The sequence below is a fragment of the Amycolatopsis sp. NPDC003676 genome (assembly GCF_053587275.1).
Genome location: NZ_JBSFNS010000015.1, coordinates 1 through 14,898, shown reverse-complemented (window position 1 = coordinate 14,898; position 14,898 = coordinate 1). Strand labels below are relative to the sequence as shown.

General features: G+C 67.1%; 18 protein-coding genes. 9 read left to right on the top strand and 9 right to left on the bottom strand.

Going from position 1 to position 14,898, the window contains the following annotated elements; translation table 11 throughout:
* The first annotated feature begins 53 nt into the window (after positions 1-53).
* From ACWDNU_RS12480 to ACWDNU_RS12465, 4 genes are read left to right on the top strand one after another with little or no spacing between them, the layout of a single operon-like run.
* The gene (locus tag ACWDNU_RS12480; protein ID WP_449668890.1) at positions 54-947 is read left to right on the top strand and encodes a TIGR03621 family F420-dependent LLM class oxidoreductase; all 894 of its coding nucleotides are present in this window, start codon (positions 54-56) and stop codon (positions 945-947) included.
* On the top strand, positions 935-1,549 hold the full coding sequence (locus ACWDNU_RS12475; RefSeq protein WP_449668889.1) for an ABC transporter ATP-binding protein: 615 nt from the start codon (positions 935-937) through the stop codon (positions 1,547-1,549). The genes ACWDNU_RS12480 and ACWDNU_RS12475 overlap by 13 nt, the downstream gene beginning before the upstream one ends.
* A complete protein-coding gene (locus ACWDNU_RS12470) occupies positions 1,543-2,811 on the top strand; it encodes a DUF6297 family protein (RefSeq protein WP_449668888.1) in 1,269 nt (422 codons plus the stop codon). The genes ACWDNU_RS12475 and ACWDNU_RS12470 overlap by 7 nt, the downstream gene beginning before the upstream one ends.
* Positions 2,812-2,857: 46 nt before the next feature.
* A complete protein-coding gene (locus tag ACWDNU_RS12465; RefSeq protein WP_449668887.1) occupies positions 2,858-3,433 on the top strand; it encodes an EndoU domain-containing protein in 576 nt (191 codons plus the stop codon).
* Between the two features lie 4 nt (positions 3,434-3,437).
* Here the strand turns inward: ACWDNU_RS12465 and ACWDNU_RS12460 are convergent, their stop codons facing one another.
* Positions 3,438-4,151 (bottom strand): SDR family oxidoreductase, encoded by a 714-nt coding sequence (locus tag ACWDNU_RS12460; protein ID WP_449668886.1) that lies wholly within the window; start codon positions 4,149-4,151, stop codon positions 3,438-3,440.
* Positions 4,152-4,184: 33 nt separating this feature from the next.
* On the opposite strand from ACWDNU_RS12460, the gene ACWDNU_RS12455 reads away from it, so the two are divergent.
* The gene (locus tag ACWDNU_RS12455; RefSeq protein WP_449668885.1) at positions 4,185-5,069 is read left to right on the top strand and encodes a LysR family transcriptional regulator; all 885 of its coding nucleotides are present in this window, start codon (positions 4,185-4,187) and stop codon (positions 5,067-5,069) included.
* A gap of 199 nt (positions 5,070-5,268) precedes the next feature.
* Here ACWDNU_RS12455 and ACWDNU_RS12450 read toward each other — a convergent pair whose 3' ends face one another.
* The gene (locus ACWDNU_RS12450) at positions 5,269-5,538 is read right to left on the bottom strand and encodes a helix-turn-helix domain-containing protein (RefSeq protein WP_370932901.1); all 270 of its coding nucleotides are present in this window, start codon (positions 5,536-5,538) and stop codon (positions 5,269-5,271) included.
* A gap of 304 nt (positions 5,539-5,842) precedes the next feature.
* Between ACWDNU_RS12450 and ACWDNU_RS12445 the strand changes: the two genes are divergently transcribed.
* Together ACWDNU_RS12445 and mctP are read left to right on the top strand one after the other, a co-directional pair.
* A complete protein-coding gene (locus tag ACWDNU_RS12445; protein WP_344282736.1) occupies positions 5,843-6,121 on the top strand; it encodes a DUF3311 domain-containing protein in 279 nt (92 codons plus the stop codon).
* On the top strand, positions 6,118-7,782 hold the full coding sequence (mctP, locus tag ACWDNU_RS12440; RefSeq protein WP_449668884.1) for a monocarboxylate uptake permease MctP: 1,665 nt from the start codon (positions 6,118-6,120) through the stop codon (positions 7,780-7,782). Before ACWDNU_RS12445 ends, mctP begins: the two co-directional genes overlap by 4 nt.
* A 7-nt stretch (positions 7,783-7,789) precedes the next feature.
* On the opposite strand, the gene ACWDNU_RS12435 is transcribed toward mctP, so the two are convergent.
* Together ACWDNU_RS12435 and ACWDNU_RS12430 are read right to left on the bottom strand one after the other, a co-directional pair.
* On the bottom strand, positions 7,790-8,440 hold the full coding sequence (locus tag ACWDNU_RS12435; protein ID WP_449668883.1) for a hypothetical protein: 651 nt from the start codon (positions 8,438-8,440) through the stop codon (positions 7,790-7,792).
* 43 nt (positions 8,441-8,483) lie between these two features.
* Complete coding sequence (locus ACWDNU_RS12430; RefSeq protein WP_449668882.1) at positions 8,484-9,596, bottom strand: pentapeptide repeat-containing protein; 1,113 nt, start codon at positions 9,594-9,596, stop codon at positions 8,484-8,486.
* Positions 9,597-9,659: 63 nt separating this feature from the next.
* Between ACWDNU_RS12430 and ACWDNU_RS12425 the strand changes: the two genes are divergently transcribed.
* Entirely contained in the window at positions 9,660-10,235 is a 576-nt protein-coding gene (locus tag ACWDNU_RS12425) for a peroxidase-related enzyme (protein WP_449668881.1), read from the top strand.
* Here the strand turns inward: ACWDNU_RS12425 and ACWDNU_RS12420 are convergent.
* The 5 genes from ACWDNU_RS12420 to ACWDNU_RS12400 form a co-directional block, all read right to left on the bottom strand.
* Entirely contained in the window at positions 10,223-10,510 is a 288-nt protein-coding gene (locus tag ACWDNU_RS12420; RefSeq protein WP_449668880.1) for a hypothetical protein, read from the bottom strand. The two genes, ACWDNU_RS12425 and ACWDNU_RS12420, sit on opposite strands and share 13 nt — an antisense overlap.
* Positions 10,511-11,479 carry a bifunctional helix-turn-helix transcriptional regulator/GNAT family N-acetyltransferase gene (locus ACWDNU_RS12415; protein ID WP_449668879.1) on the bottom strand — a complete coding sequence of 323 codons (969 nt, stop codon included), beginning with the start codon at positions 11,477-11,479 and terminating at the stop codon, positions 10,511-10,513.
* Positions 11,480-11,701: 222 nt separating this feature from the next.
* Positions 11,702-11,851, bottom strand: a complete 150-nt coding sequence (locus tag ACWDNU_RS12410) for a hypothetical protein (RefSeq protein ID WP_162836041.1) — start codon at positions 11,849-11,851, stop codon at positions 11,702-11,704.
* Positions 11,852-12,107: 256 nt separating this feature from the next.
* Entirely contained in the window at positions 12,108-13,298 is a 1,191-nt protein-coding gene (locus ACWDNU_RS12405) for an ATP-binding protein (protein ID WP_037809009.1), read from the bottom strand.
* Positions 13,299-13,429: 131 nt separating this feature from the next.
* The gene (locus ACWDNU_RS12400) at positions 13,430-14,188 is read right to left on the bottom strand and encodes a MerR family transcriptional regulator (protein WP_449668878.1); all 759 of its coding nucleotides are present in this window, start codon (positions 14,186-14,188) and stop codon (positions 13,430-13,432) included.
* Between the two features lie 185 nt (positions 14,189-14,373).
* On the opposite strand from ACWDNU_RS12400, the gene ACWDNU_RS12395 reads away from it, so the two are divergent.
* Positions 14,374-14,898, top strand: a 525-nt coding sequence (locus ACWDNU_RS12395) for a DoxX family protein (RefSeq protein WP_449668877.1), incomplete at its 3' end; no start/stop codon positions are given.

Sequence of the window (14,898 nt, the reverse complement as noted above, 5' to 3'; positions counted from 1 at the left end):
ACCGGGCGGCGGACGTCCCCTTCTTCATGCGCGGAAAACGGTAGCGTGGCCGCATGGTCTCTGATGGGGAGAAGACTTTCCGGTTCGGCGTGAACATGGTGCTGCCGGGCTCGCGCGAGGAGTGGATCGCGAAGTGCCGCCGGGTCGAGGAACTCGGCTACGACGTGCTGAGCGTGGCCGACCATCTCGGCATGGCGCCGCCGTTTCCCGCGCTCGTGCTGGCCGGTGCGGTCACCGAACGGGTGCGGCTCAACACTTTCGTGCTCAACGCGCCGTTCTACAACCCGGCACTGCTCGCCCGCGACGTCGCGGGCACGGACCAATTCGTGTCCGGGCGGCTCGAACTCGGTCTCGGTGCCGGATATGTGAAAGAGGAGTTCGAAACGGCGGGAATGCCGTTTCCGAGCGCGGGCGCGCGGGTCGATCAGCTCGAACTCGCGATCAAGGAACTCCAGCGGCTGTACGCGGATCCGGAATACGCGCCGCGGCCCGCGCAATCCGGCGGTCCCCCGTTGATGATCGGTGGCCGAGGCGACCGGCTGCTTTCGCTCGCCGCCGAACATGCGGCGACGATTGCCTTCAGCGGCACGGCAAAGGTGCGTGACGGTTCGCCGCTGATGCTGGCGACCGCGGACGCGGTGGAAGAACGCACGCGGTTTGTCGCCGGGCGGCTGGCTGGCCGTGAAGCGGAATTCAACCTGCTCGTGCAATTCGTCCAGATCACTGACGACCGTGCAGGCGCATTGCGGGAAATCCACGCGCGCCTTAGCGACTCGCTCACGCTCGAAGAATTGGCCGAGGTTCCCACGGTGCTGGTCGGCACCGTCGAGGAAATCGCCGACCAGCTGGTCGCGCACCGCGCCCGGTTCGGCTTCAGCTATTTCACGGTTCTCGAACCCAACCTCGAAGTGCTGGCCCCGGTGGTGGATCTGCTGTGTCGCCGGTAGTCGACGCGCGCGGGCTCGGCGTGAAGGCCGGTGACCTGTGGCTGTTGGAAGATCTCGATTTCTCCGTCGATCCGGGCGAATGCGCGGTGCTCGTCGGGCCTAACGGCGTCGGGAAATCGACCTTGATGCGGTGTCTGTACGGCATGCAGGAACCGCAGCGGGGCCGGGTGCTGATCGACGGCGCGAAACCGGACGAGCGCAGCGTTTCCTTTCGCCGCAAGGTTTCCGTGCTCTTCGACGATTCCGACTTCTTCGCCGAACTCACCCCGATGCAGCACCTCGAGCTGCTCTCCGGCTCGTTCGGCGAGGATCTCGGCGATTTCGAAGAACTGATCGCGGACGCGGGGCTCGCTGAACGCGCCCGCGTCACCGCCGGACATTTCTCGGCCGGGCAGCGTCGCCGATTGCTGCTGTTGGGCGTCACCGCGCGACCGCATCGAGTGCTGTTGCTGGACGAACCCGAACGCGCGCTCGACACCGCGGGCAAGGAATGGCTGGTCAAGCTGATCGGCCGCTCCACCGCGGCCGGTGCGGCAGTTGTCGTTGCCACGCACCATCAACCGTTGCTGGACACGGCAGACAGCGTGCTCGAACTGTGGTGACCCGGTTGCGCGTCCCCGGCCGCAAGCGGTTCGGCGGCATCTTCAGCGGTGACAGTCCTACGTTCGTGCTGATTTTCGGCGTCGGCTTCCTGTTCACCGCCTTTTTCCGCACCGACGCCTGGCATAAATTCCTCTTTGGACCGTCCGCAGTGGACTACTCGGCGGTGCTCGGCCTGGTCACGTTGTGTGCCGCGGTGGGCTGGCGGAGCCTGCTGCGGCGCGGTTTCGTCTGGGCCGAACCGGCCGAGCTGACCTGGATGGACTTCGCCGAGGTGGACCGCCGCCGCGTCGTCGCGACCCGGTTCGCCAGCGTGCTCACCGGATTCGTGGTGGTGATCGGATATCTCGCCGCGCTGATGCTGGCGGTCGGCGGAAGTTCGCTCGACTGGTGGCGTGCAGCGGCAGCCCTCGTCGCGGGCGGCACGATCCTCGCGTTCACTACCGCGCGTCGCACCGCGTTCCTTTTCGAAGCCGCCGGACCGCTGCTCCTCGCAGTGGCCGGCGTGGTCATCGCGGCCGCTCGTCTTGACGCGACGGCGGTGCAATATGTCGGCGCGGCGCTCGCGTTATGCGGTCTGCTGCTGGCTTTCGGCGGCGAAGCAGTCAGCGGTGCCGGGCGCGCGGTGTTGCTCGACGGCTGGAACGCGCGGGTGCTGCGCGCGATGGCGGTGACGTTCCTCGACCCGATGATGATGCTGCCGGAGTCCGCGCCCGCGGGCACGTGGTCGCTGCGTGCGCCCACCGCGTTCCGGCTCGCGTGGGTCGGGATCGTCGGCCGCGCCCGGTACGCGAGCGCGGTTTTGTTAGTGGCTTTCGCGGTAGCCGTCGGCCATGTTGCTGTTCCCACTCTGCCAGGACCGGTGCTTGTCGGGATCGGCGCGTACGTCGCGCTTACTCCGTTCGGGGCCGGTCTTGGCGTGCTGTGGCGGAATCCGGGTCGCCGGAGGTGGCTGGGCTCGTCGTCGCAGGAGCTGGTGATCGCCCACGGCGTCGCGCTCACGATGGTCGGACTGATCTGGTGCGCTCTGCTCTCAGTGGCACTTTTGGCTTTGGGCACCGCGTTTTCGGCGCTCTCGTGGGTGACCGTCGTCCTGGCGGTGCTTTCAGTGTTGCGCACTGTCACGCGGCAGCCGGTCGACTACAGCAGCGCGGGTTTCGTCGACACCCCCGCCGGCCCGATGCCGGCAAACCTTATGCGGCAACTGTTCCGCGGTCCGGACCTGCTGGCGGTCGGCATCTTCGTACTGGCACAAGTCGGCTGAACGGGCGCTCCCGGGTTAGGCTCCGTGCCGACGAGAGGAGCCGAACGTGGGCGGTGGACACGCTTCCGGCATCGGCCGCAGGGCGACCTGCGAATTTCCGCCCGGATGGAGCGACGAGCAGATCATCGCGGTGGTCAAGGACGTCGCCAACGATCCGGGCGAACCCCGGCGGCAGCAGTACAACGGCCGCTGGCGCTGCGTCGGCGAACGGTACGGCGTGCGCGTGGTCGTCCTGGTCAACGGCGACGGTCTCGTGCACACCAGCTTCCCGCTGCCGGGCCCCGGCGTGGTCCGGAACCCGGACGCCGCACGAGACCCGGCGAACCCGACCGTCGCCGACCAGTCCGGCAACCGGATCAGCTACTTCGTCGACAGCGTCCTGCGCCTGCTCGCGGACCGGATGCCGCCGGAAGACCTCGAGCACTACCGCGATCTGCAGTGGTCCGGCGAATGGGAGGAACTGGCCGACACCATGGCCGCGCACTTCGAGGTCACCGGCATCCAGCTCAACCCGGACGAGTACGCGGATTTCGAGAAGCTGCTGAATTCCTTTGACCTGCCCGTCCACGACTGCCGCTACCTCAACGACCGCGAACGGGTGCTCGCCGACCTGCGCGGCTGATGCGTCACCAGGGGATGGCCCCGGCTTCGTCGAAGAACCCGCCGCGTGGCCCGTCGTCCGGCAATGTCGCGAGCTTGACCGCGATCGCCGCGCCCTGCTCGGGTGTCCGCGTTCCGGCGTAACCGTTGAAATCCGTTGCTACGTAACCGGGACAGGCGGCGTTGACGATGACGTTCGTGTCGGCGAGCGTGCGGGCGTACTGCACGGTGATGCTGTTGAGCATCGTCTTCGACGGGGCATAGGCAGCGAGGACCGGGCCGGTCCGCAGTTGCAGCGAGCCCATGTTGCTGGACATGTTGACGATGCGCGGCGACTCGGCTTTGCGCAACAGCGGCAGCATCGCGTTCGTGACCCGGACGACGCCGAAGACGTTGGTGTCGAGGACGGCGCGGACGACGTCGAGGTCGAGTGTCGTCGGATCCTGGACGCCGCCGTCGATCTGGCCGCTGATGCCGGCGTTGTTGACCAGGACGTCGAGCCGTTCGACGGCCTTGGCCGCGGCGGCGACGCTGTCTTCGGAGGTGACGTCGAGCGTGATGCCGAACGCGTCGACGCCCGCGGCGCGCAGTTCCTCGACCGCCTTCTCGCGGTTGGTTTCATCCCGCGCGCCCACCGCAACGGTGAAGCCGATCGAGCCGAGGCCGTGCGCGATGGCGAGGCCGATTCCCTTGTTCGCGCCGGTGACCAGCGCGGTCTTCGTGTCGTTCACTCCGCCCATGGTCGGCTCGGGCCTGTTTGCTGTCCAAGATCAATGAGGTCCGCTGTGATACCCACCGGGTATTACGCTGGCTTTGTGGACGACCTCGAGACCCGCGAGCTGCGCTACTTCGCCGCGGTGGCGGAAACCCTGCACTTCGGCCGCGCCGCCGAACGACTCGGGATCGCCCAGCCGCCGCTGTCCCGCGCGATCGCCCAACTGGAACGGCGGCTAGGCGTCCAGCTCCTGGACCGAAACCGCCGCGGCGTCGCGCTGACCGAGGCCGGCCGGGTGCTGCTCCGCGAATCCCGCCTGGCTCTTGCCGCAGTCGCGGCCGCCGCCCGCCGTACGCGCCGGGCCGCGGACTCGCAGTTGATATTGGCGACCAAAGCCGGTGCGTCGCACGAACTTCTGCAACGACTGCTCGACGCCCCGGACGCGCCGCCGGTCGAGATTTTGCTGTGCGAGGTCGGCGAACAGGCCGGACTGCTCCGCGACGGTTCCGCCGACCTGGCGATCGTGCACCACCCCTACGACGATCTCGCCGGGTTCGACACCGAGGCGCTGCAGACCGAGGGCCAGGTCGCGATCCTCCCGGCGGCTCACCCGCTCGCTGCCCGGGAGACGCTCACGTTGGCCGAGGTCAGCGACGTGCCGGACCTGCCGATCGCCCGCTGGCCCCTCCTCGACGGCAGCTACCCGGAAGGTCCAGGGCCGGAGGTGCGCAGTCAGTCGAAGCTCGCGCAACTCGTCGCGCTCGGCCGGACGCTGCTGGTGATCCCGGCGTCGAGCCGGGCCTGGCAGTGGCCGGAACACGTCGCGGTCCCGGTCGTCGACGCCCCGGACGTCACGACGATGCTGGCCTGGCCGTCCACCAGCCGCTCCCAGGAGGTGGCCGCGTTCGTCCGGGCCGCGGTCGCGCTTCGCGTCGGGCCTTGAGCTGTCCACAGTGGTCGCTTGCCGGGCGTGGCCGCAGTTATCCGGATCGCGGTCGCACGTCGAGTCTTGAGCTGTCCACAGTTGTCCACAGGGCGCTTGCCCGATCTGCTCGCCGACCCTGCCCCGACCGGCCGAACTCAGCGGCTCTGCCTGATCCGCCCAGGCCAGCTGCCCGATCAACCCGGGAAGCCGCGAAACCTCAGCTGGCCTGCGAAAACGCCGCCGGATCGCCGTCGCACGCGACGCGCAGCCGGTCCAGCGGCATGCCCACCGCGTCCGCGATCGCCGCGACGGTGAAGAACGCGGGCGTCGGAATCCGGCCCGTCTCGATTTTGCGCAGGGTTTCGACCGAAATGCCCGCTTCGGCGGCCACGTCGACCATGCTGCGGCTGGCCCGGGCGGCGCGCAGCACCACGCCGAGCCGCTCGCCGCGGGAGCGTTCTTCGTCGGTGAGGGGCACGCGGACCATGCCGCCCAGTTTAGCCACAGAGTTGTCCACTGCCTGTGGATAACTCTGTGCACAAGCTGCCGAACCCCGTGGACAACCGCCGTCCGGCACAAGCTCTTGGGGCATTCGAGGCGGCCTGGTCCCGCCGATAGGGGTAGCGAACAGCTCGCTGAGGCCGCGCGGGAGCGGGTTGTCCCCGAGGTTGTCCACACCCTGGAACGTGTTCGTAGTGCTGATCGAATCGATATCGAAGTCGTATGACGGCGGGATGAGCGCGGTCTAGGGTCAGGCGGTCGCGTGTCACGTGAGTGTTAGGTGAGGTTCGATGTCCACTGCCAAACCGGGCGGTCGGGTGCGCGGGTTCCAGTTCAGTGCCTGGAACCTGCTGTTGCTGATCCCGTTGCTGATCCTGGTCACGCCGCTGTTCAACTTCGACGGGCCGCGGCTGTTCGGCCTTCCGTTCTTCTACTGGTTCCAGCTGGCGTTCGTCGTGCTGGGCGTGCTGTGCACCGGCATCGTCTACCTGGCGACCAAGGACAAGCCGCGCAACCAGGGCCAGGACGAGCTGAGCGTTGACGACTTGGACGAGGGGGACGCCCGATGAACAACATTCAGTGGGTCGAACTGATCGTCTTCGCGTTCCTGTTCGTCGTCGTCACCGTGCTCGGCTTCGTCGCCTCGCGCTGGAAAGCCGGCGGCAGCCTCGACCACCTCGACGAATGGGGCCTCGGCGGCCGCAAGTTCGGTTCGTGGATCACGTGGTTCCTGCTCGGCGGCGACCTCTACACCGCGTACACCTTCGTCGCCGTGCCCGCGCTCGTGTTCAGCGCCGGCGCACTCGGCCTGTACGCGCTGCCTTACACGATCGTCGTCTACCCGATCGTCCTGCTGCCCGCGCTGCGCATGTGGTCGGTCAGCCGTTCTCGCGGCTACGTGACTCCTGCCGACTTCGTCCGCGGCCGCTTCGGTTCGCCGACCCTGGCGTTGCTGATCGCGATCACCGGCATCGTCGCGACCATGCCGTACATCGCGTTGCAGCTGGTCGGCCTCGAAGCCGTGCTGCGCACGATGGGCATCAACGGTTCCGGCATCGTCGGGCACCTGCCGCTGCTGATCGCGTTCGTGATCCTGGCGCTTTACACGTATCAGTCCGGCCTGCGCGCGCCCGCGCTGATCGCGTTCGTCAAGGACATCCTGATCTACATCGTGATCATCGTGGCGATCATCTACCTGCCCTCGAAACTCGGCGGCTGGGACCACATTTTCAACACCGCCAAGGAAACGCTGGCCAAGCCGAACCCGAAGACGGGCAAGCCGTCCGGTTCCGTCCTGTTGACCTCGAGCAACCAGCTGCAGTACGCGACGCTGGCGCTCGGTTCGGCACTGGCGCTGTTCCTGTACCCGCACTCGCTCACGAGCGTGCTCGCCTCGCGCGGCCGCAACGTGATCAAGCGGAACATGGTGGCGCTGCCGGCTTACTCGTTCGTGCTGGGCCTGCTGGCGCTGCTGGGCTACGTCGCGATCTCGGCGGGCGTCAAGCCGCTGACGAACGCGGCTACCGGAAAGCCGGACGGCAACACGATCGTCCCGCTGCTGTTCGACTCGGAGTTCACGAACTGGTTCGCGGGCATCGCCTTCGCCGCGATCGGCATCGGCGCGCTGGTGCCCGCCGCGATCATGTCGATCGCCGCGGCGAACCTGTGGACGCGCAACATCTACAAGGAGTACATCCGCAAGGACGCGACCCCCAAGCAGGAGGCGAAGCAGGCCAAACTGGCGTCGCTGGTGGTCAAGCTGGGTGCCGTGCTGGTGATCATCCTGATCGACCCGCAGTTCTCGATCGACCTGCAGCTCATCGGCGGCGTCCTGATCCTGCAGACCCTCCCCGCGGTCGCCATCGCCCTGTACACGCGCTGGTTCCACAAGGCGGGCCTCATTGCTGGCTGGATCGTCGGCATGGGCTGGGGTTTGATCATGCTGTACGGCATCCCCAACCCGGCCAACGGAAAACTCCACTTCGGCGGCTCCGCACTGGCGATGGGCAACCTGTCGATCTTCGGCTGGCACCCGTTCAGCGGCACCGGTCTCGCCGTCGTGCAGATCTACCCCGGTTTCGTGGCCCTGGTCGCGAACATCGTGGTAGCCGCGGTGGTTTCGGTGGTCGCACGGGCCCTGAAGTGGAGCCCGGGCAACGACGAAACCGCGCCCGAGGACTACCACGCTGACGAACACGACAAGGACCTGCGCCCCATCGGCGCCCACTGAGTCCTTTTTAGACAGAGGCCCCCGCGTCGTCTTCCGGCGCGGGGGCCTCTTCTGTTTTGCCGATCATCGCCTTCGCGACGAGGTACAGCACGACCGAGTTCAGTACGTGCCAGAGGAAATGCGTGCCCGCTGGGAAATCTCCGCAGACCACGTCGTCAATGCTCCGAAACGCCAAGGACAACGCGAACACCGCGGCAGCCATGGCGAAGTCCAGCCAGTACGAGTCGCGCTTGACCCCCAGCGCGACGGCGAACCCCACGAGCCCGACGAGCGCCGGCAGATACAGCCCGCCGCCGAGTGCGCTTGACGCGACCGTGAGCGCCAGGAACGCCGGTGCGCCGAGCCAGGCCCACTTGGCTTTGGCTTTGAAGAAGACCCGGGGAAAGAGCGCGGCGTAGAACAACCCGAAGAACAAGATGGCGGCGGAGTCGGCGACCGCGCCCCACCGGGTGGCGACCAGGTGAAACACGCTGCTGGCAACGAAGATCAACCCGATCAGGGTGGCGAGTATTCGCCCGGTGCGCTGCCCGTTGGCATACCACCAGACCATCCCGGCAGCGACGAGAAACGCCAGGTTGGCCAGGTCGTTGAGCGGCTCTCCCCAGAGTCCGGGCGCGGTGCGCTCGCAGTAACCGTCCACGTACGCGGTCCAGTTCACGGGGTAAGCAAACCCCTTCCGGGTGAACGGGGTCCATCCGGGGTCAGCGTAACTGGAGCAGCGGCGCCCAACCGTCCTCGGGATCACCGAGTATCCACGAACCCGGCCAGCCGTATCTGATGTGATCCTCTGGGCCCAGCCGAGCCCGTGCTCCATTGAAGTCGGGCGGAACGGAGAACACGGTCCGATCGAAATCGACGTTGTCGCCGAACTGCGCGTCTTCGAATACTGCCAGCTCGGAAAAATGTGCTGAGTGAAAGGTGACAACGCGTTGGAATCTCGCATCTCCGAAAGAGGTGAACCCGGCGAAGTCGACCTTGTTGAATCGGGTGTACTCATCGAAATCGGCGTTGCGAAAGTAAGACTCTCCGTTGAATTTTGCGGCGGTAAAGTATGCGATATCGGTGAAGGTTGATTCGGTGAAATCAACGCTATGGGAAAATATGGCGCCGTTAAATCGAGTGAAACCGTCGAAAGTGGTTCCAGTGAAGATGGTGTCAGCGAATTGGCAATTACGGAAGTCGGCCTGGTCGAGTTGCGCCCAGGAGAAGTCGAGTAGCAGGCCGGGCCAATGCCGCTCCCCGCCTGGGCGGGAATGGTTAGCGATGATCTTCTGCGCGGTGCGCCGAACCTGCGCCTCCTCCGCCGTGTCATCCGACGGCATCCGGAGATAAGCGCACAACACGTCGGCGATCATCTGCCGCAACGGGCCATCCGCGTGGTCCTGCCCAAGCCGCTCCAGTGCGTACAGCCCACCCAACCGCACCGGAGCGCGCTCCGAACCAAGCTGGTCAACAGCCTTCCCATACTGCTCCGTCACCCGCCGAGCCAGCGCATCCTCCCGCGCATCAGCGGCCGTACGAAGCTGATGTTCCCGAGTGTCCGCAGCGACTTGCTCTGCAAGCCGATGCGCCGCCTCCTTCTGCAGCAAATCCAACTCGGTCGACCGCTGCCGTCGCACCGCCAACCACAACGCGACCGCACCACCGAGCCCGACTCCGAGCGTCCCGCCAGTCCGGATCGCATCAAGCTGCGCCGAATCCGGCGCGAAAGCGAGCAGCACCCACACCGCCACCCCGGCCAGCGCCACCATCGCCGGAAGCCCAGCCCAGATCACCCACCGCGGTATCGGTCGCAACGCCGGTCGTTTGTCCACCAAGACACCTTGGCCCATCCAACCCCCTCCCGTACGCAAACCGCGCGGGTTAGCGTGGGCGGCATGACCAACCCCGTGAGCCGGTTCCCCGTGACGGAACTCGAAGACCTTCCCGACGATCTCCGCGAGCGCATCGGTGCCATCGCGGAGAAATCCGGCTTCACGCCGAACATCTTCCGCGCACTCGGCCACCGCCCAGCCGAGCTGCGGGCCTTCCTCGACTACCACGACGCCCTCATGGAGCGCGAAGGCGGACTCACCAAAGCCGAACGCGAACTGGTCGTCGTAGCCACCTCCGGCGCGAACAACTGCACTTACTGCATCGTCGCGCACGGGGCCATCCTGCGGATCCGCGCGAAGGATCCCGAGCTGTCCGACCAGGTCGCGACCAACCCGTGGCAGGTCGAACTCGACGAGCGCGGCCGGGCAATTGTCGATCTGGCCCTCGCACTGTCTCGCGATTCCGCGTTGTTCGGCGAAGGCGACCTGGCGATGGCGCGCGAGGCGGGGTTGACCGAGGACGAGATCTGGGACGTCGGCGCGATCACGGCGTTGTTCGCGATGTCCAACCGGCTCGCGCATTTGACCGCGCTCAAGCCGAATCCGGAGTTTTACTTGATGGGGCGTCAGAAACGATAGAACGGGCCTGGCAGGTCGCGGCTCATTTCGAACCGGGTGCGCAGCCAGCCGCGCAGGCGGTGCATGGGTTTCGTCCACACTCGCGGCGCGGGCCCGAAATACCTCGGGTCCGCGTGCGGGGTGAAGGAGTCGCCGGTCAGGATGACCGCGGCGTGGCCCAGCGGGCAGTGGCCGGACACCGAGATCACGCCGCGCGTCAGGTTCTCGACCCAGTCGACCTCGTCGACGCCCAGCAGCGTCCGGCGGTCGCACACCGGGCAGTACAGAACGAACATCTATAACTCCCGCCGCCAGGTTTCGCCGGTCACGAGGGGGCCGAACGCGTCCGTCTCCTCTTCGCCGACGAGTTCGAATCCGGCGCCGCGGTAGATCCCGCGCGCGGCGGCGAGCAGGGACAGCGTCCACAGCTCCATCGCCCGATACCCCTGCGCGGCGGCGAATTCGACGCATTCGCGCACCAGGCGTTTGCCGACGCCGTGTCCGCGCGCGGCCGGTTCCAGCAGGAGCAGCCGGAGTTTCGCGGTGCCTTCCTCGTCGCCGGGAGTGCAGAAAATACTGCCGACTCGTTCCCCGTCGAGTTCGGCGATCCAGCCGGCTTGGCGCGGGTCTTCGCGGTGTTCGGCGAAATCGGCGACCACGCGCGCGACCATGGCTTCGAAGCGTTCGTTGAGGCCGTACTCCGCGGCGTACAACGCGCCGTGCCGGTGCACCACCCAGCCGAGGTCGCCTGGACGTGGTGCGCGCACGGTGACCGCCGGTTCCGGTGACTGTTCGCCGACGAGCGCGGTGATGGTCCCCATCGCGCCGAGCAGCCGGCGCTGGTCGGCGTCCGCGAACTGGTCGAGGAGGCCGCCGATCTGGCTGGCCGACCTGTGGTCGAGGTCGGCGAACGCGGCGTGCCCTTCGGCGGTGAGCGTGACGAGTTGGCGGCGCGCGTCGTCCGCGCAGCGTTCGCGGGTGACGAGGCCGCGAGTTTCCAGGCGGCCGAGCAGCCTGCTCGCGTAGCCGCCGTCCAGGGCGAGCCGTTTGCGCAGATCACTGACCTGCAGCTGGTCCTGTTGGGCGAGTTCGAACAGCACTCGCGCTTCGCTCAGCGAGTATTCGGCGTCGGCGGGTCCCTCGTCGAGGACGCCGATCACGCCGGTGTAGAGCCGGTTGAAAGCACGAACCGTGGCAACGCGTTCGGCGAGGACGGAATCCGGCACGGGGACCACCTTGACTCGATCGTTGACTGAGTCAAGCATCTCCCCGTCGCCCGCTCGGGGCAAGGGAATTCCCCCGGTGGTGGAGCCGGAGCGAAAATGGTCCAGACATATGGAAACCCCGTGATGCTGCCAGGTCGGGGGTCCGCCAGCATCACGGGGTCGTAGTGGGTATCGACGCGGCTCTCCGCGGCGTTACACCCAGGGTTCACTGTGGTCTAGATCACTCACGTGAGTGACCCACCAACAGGTTGGTTGTGCAGGTCAGCGCATGAACGGCTGACGCGCCTGGGCGAGGGCGATGAGCTCCTGCCGGACCGTGGAGGTGGCCGCGGTGTCGATCGCCCGGTTCAGCGCCCGGCGAGTGCGAGCCTCGGCGCGACGGGCACGGAGCTTGGCGGCGATGTTGCTCATGGTCTCTTGCATCCCCTTCAGAGGTCTTCGGTGGCTGTGTCTCTAGTATGCACCTTTTTTCACAAGGAATCCAACGAATCTACGGTGACATGGGGCACTTGCCGAAGAATCATCGGCGGTCTCCTGAAGATCACCGGACAGATCGCGTGTCGGCAGTCACAAGCCGCTAACGCGCTAACGGCTTCTAAAGCTATCTAGAAAAATCGCTATAAATAGCTAGGCAGCCGCATAGACCGGTAGCGAGGGGAAGATTCGCTCAGTCCCGGCCGAGCAGGTAGTGCCCGAAGTGCGGCACGGTGAAGGCGATCTGCCCGCGTTCGGCGGAGTAGACCAGGCCTTTCTTCATCAGACTGTCGCGCGCCGGCGACAGCGACGAGGGCTTGCGCCCCAGGTAGACGGCCACATCGGCGGTGCCGGCGGCCTCGTCGCGGCCTTGGGTCAGCTCGGCCATCGCGAGCAGGTACTCGCGTTCGGCGGGCGTCGCGCGTTCGTAGCGCGACCCGAAGAACCCGACCGCCAGCTCGGACTCCGCTTCGGGGGCGGCGACCTGCACGTCCTTGACCGTGATCGGGTCCGCGGGCGCGGCGTCCCAGGCGGCCTTGCCGTAGGCCTGGATGAAATACGGATAACCGCCGGACGCGTCGAAGAGCGCGTCGAGCGCCTCCGGTTCGATCCCGGCGTCCTCGCGTTCGATCGGGGCCATCACCGCGTAGTCGGCGTCCTCGCGGCTGAGCCGGTCGATGCGCGAGTAGCGGAAGAGCCGCTCGGAGTACGACTTCGACGCCGACAGCACCGCGGGCACATGCGGCAGCCCCGCCCCGACCACGACCAGCGGCGCGCCGGATTGCGACAGCTCATGGCAAGCCGCGCACAGCGCCGAGACGTCGTCCGGCTGCAGGTCTTGGATCTCGTCGATCAGCAGCGCGACGCCGGTGCCGACGTCCGCGGCCAGCTCGGCGACGTCGGTGAACAGCTCGACCAGGTCGATCTCGATGTCGCCGGAATCCGCCCGGCCCTGCGCGGCGGGCACGTCGATGCCGGGCTGCCAGCGGTCGCGCAGCTTCGCGTCCGGCTTGTTCGCCTTGAGCGCGAACGCCTTCAGCACCCCGAGCACTTCCTCGACCCGGTCCGGCGCGCGATGCCGCACGGCGAGGTCGCGGATCGCCCGATGCAGGGCCGCGGACAACGGACGGCGCAGTTCCGCGTCCGGTCGCGCCTCGATCTTGCCCGCGCCCCACCGGTGCCGGACGGCCATCGACCGCAACTCCCCCAGCAACACCGTCTTGCCGACGCCGCGCAGGCCAGTGAGCACGAGACTGCGTTCGGGGCGTCCGCGAGCGACGCGTTCGAGCACGACCTCGAACGCCTTCAGCTCCCTTTCCCGGCCTGCCAGCTCCGGCGGCCGCTGCCCGGCGCCGGGCGCGAAGGGGTTGCGGATGGGGTCCACTCTGTCACCGTATCGAGGTATCTAGAGCTGGCCCGATATTTCTGCATAGATACCTAGCGCGTGTTGCTTGAAGGATGGCCGGGTCTGCAGCCCCGTCCATCCTTACCCCCAGCGCACCCTCTGACGGAGCGTTAGTCCGTCAGGTTCCGCTCCGCGTAGATCTTCATCGCGTCGCGGATGTACTCGGCCGTGCCGGGGCCGTGCTTCTCGTCGTACGCGCCGTACCGCGGGTCGGCGACATACATGTGCCCGAGACCGGTGAAGTAGCCCTTCGAGATCTCCATCCCGGTGGGCTTCAGCCACTCGTGCAGCCGTGCGGTGACAGCCTGCGTCTCAGCCGAACCGGCGTCGTGACCAGCGTCGCGAGCGGCGCCGAACGCGAAGCCGATGTCGACCTGTTCCTGCTGGTGGGCCTTCTTCTCGGCCGCCGACAGCGAACTCCACCACTGGTCGCCCTTGCGGTAGGCGTCGGCGCCCCAGCGCTCGGTGACCTCTTCCTTGTACTGGGTGTGGTCGAATCCCTCGAACATTTCCTCTGCCATCAGTCGTTCACCTCCCTTCAGTTTCCGAAGCGTGGTCCGCACGGAATCGATCTGCCGCCCGATCCGCTGCTGCTCTCGCTTGAGCAGCGCCAGGTGCGTTTCGAGCGCCGCGACGCCGTCGCGTTGCCCGTCGAGCACCTCGGCGATCGCGGGCAGGCCCAAGCCCAGTTCGCGCAGCAGCAGGATCCGCTGCAACCGGACGAGTGAGTTCTCGTCGTAGTAGCGGTAGCCGTTGCCGCCGATCCGCGTCGGCGGCAGGAGCCCGACGGCGTCGTAATGCCGCAGGGTCCTGCTCGTCGTGCCCGCGGACCGGGCGATGTCCTGGATCGACCATTCCGTCCTGACCACGGCTTCGACGGTAGAGGTTGACGCAGCGTCAAGGTCAAGCCCGAACCCCGATAGAACTGTCTACGGCAATCTAGAGCCAGAGCAATATTCGACTAGGTATCGCTAGCTCGGTTCGGCGGGCAGCGGGGCGGGCAATCCCGGTTGTAGGTTCTTCTTCAGGGATTCCAGACCAGAGAGGCGAGACCGTGATACTGCGCCGGGTGGCACGTCCACTGCTCGCGTCGATCTTCGTGCTCGGCGGCATCGGTGCCCTGCGCGACACCCAGGGCCACGCGAAGGCGGCCGAACCGTTCCTCACCGAGACCTTCGACAAGGTCGAGGGACTGGTGCCGGACCAGGTCCCGCGCGATCCGGCCACGCTGGTGCGGATCGACGCGGCGGTCAAGATCGGAGCCGGGCTCGCGCTGGCGAGCGGCAAGGCCCCGCGGCTGGCTGCGGTGGCGCTGCTCGGGTCGCTGGTGCCGACGACGCTGTCCGCGCACCGGTTCTGGCAGCTGAGCGATCCGGGCGAGAAGCAGGCGCAGCAGATCCAGTTCTTCAAGAACGCGTCGCTGGCCGGCGGCCTGCTGCTGGCCGCGAGCGACACGGCGGGCAAGCCGTCGCTGGGCTGGCGGGCCTCGTCCTCGGTGGCCGCGATCGCCGCCATCGTGCCGCCGGTCGGCAGCGCCTGCATGAGCCGGCCGCGAGCGGCAACCAGCGAGCAGGCGTCG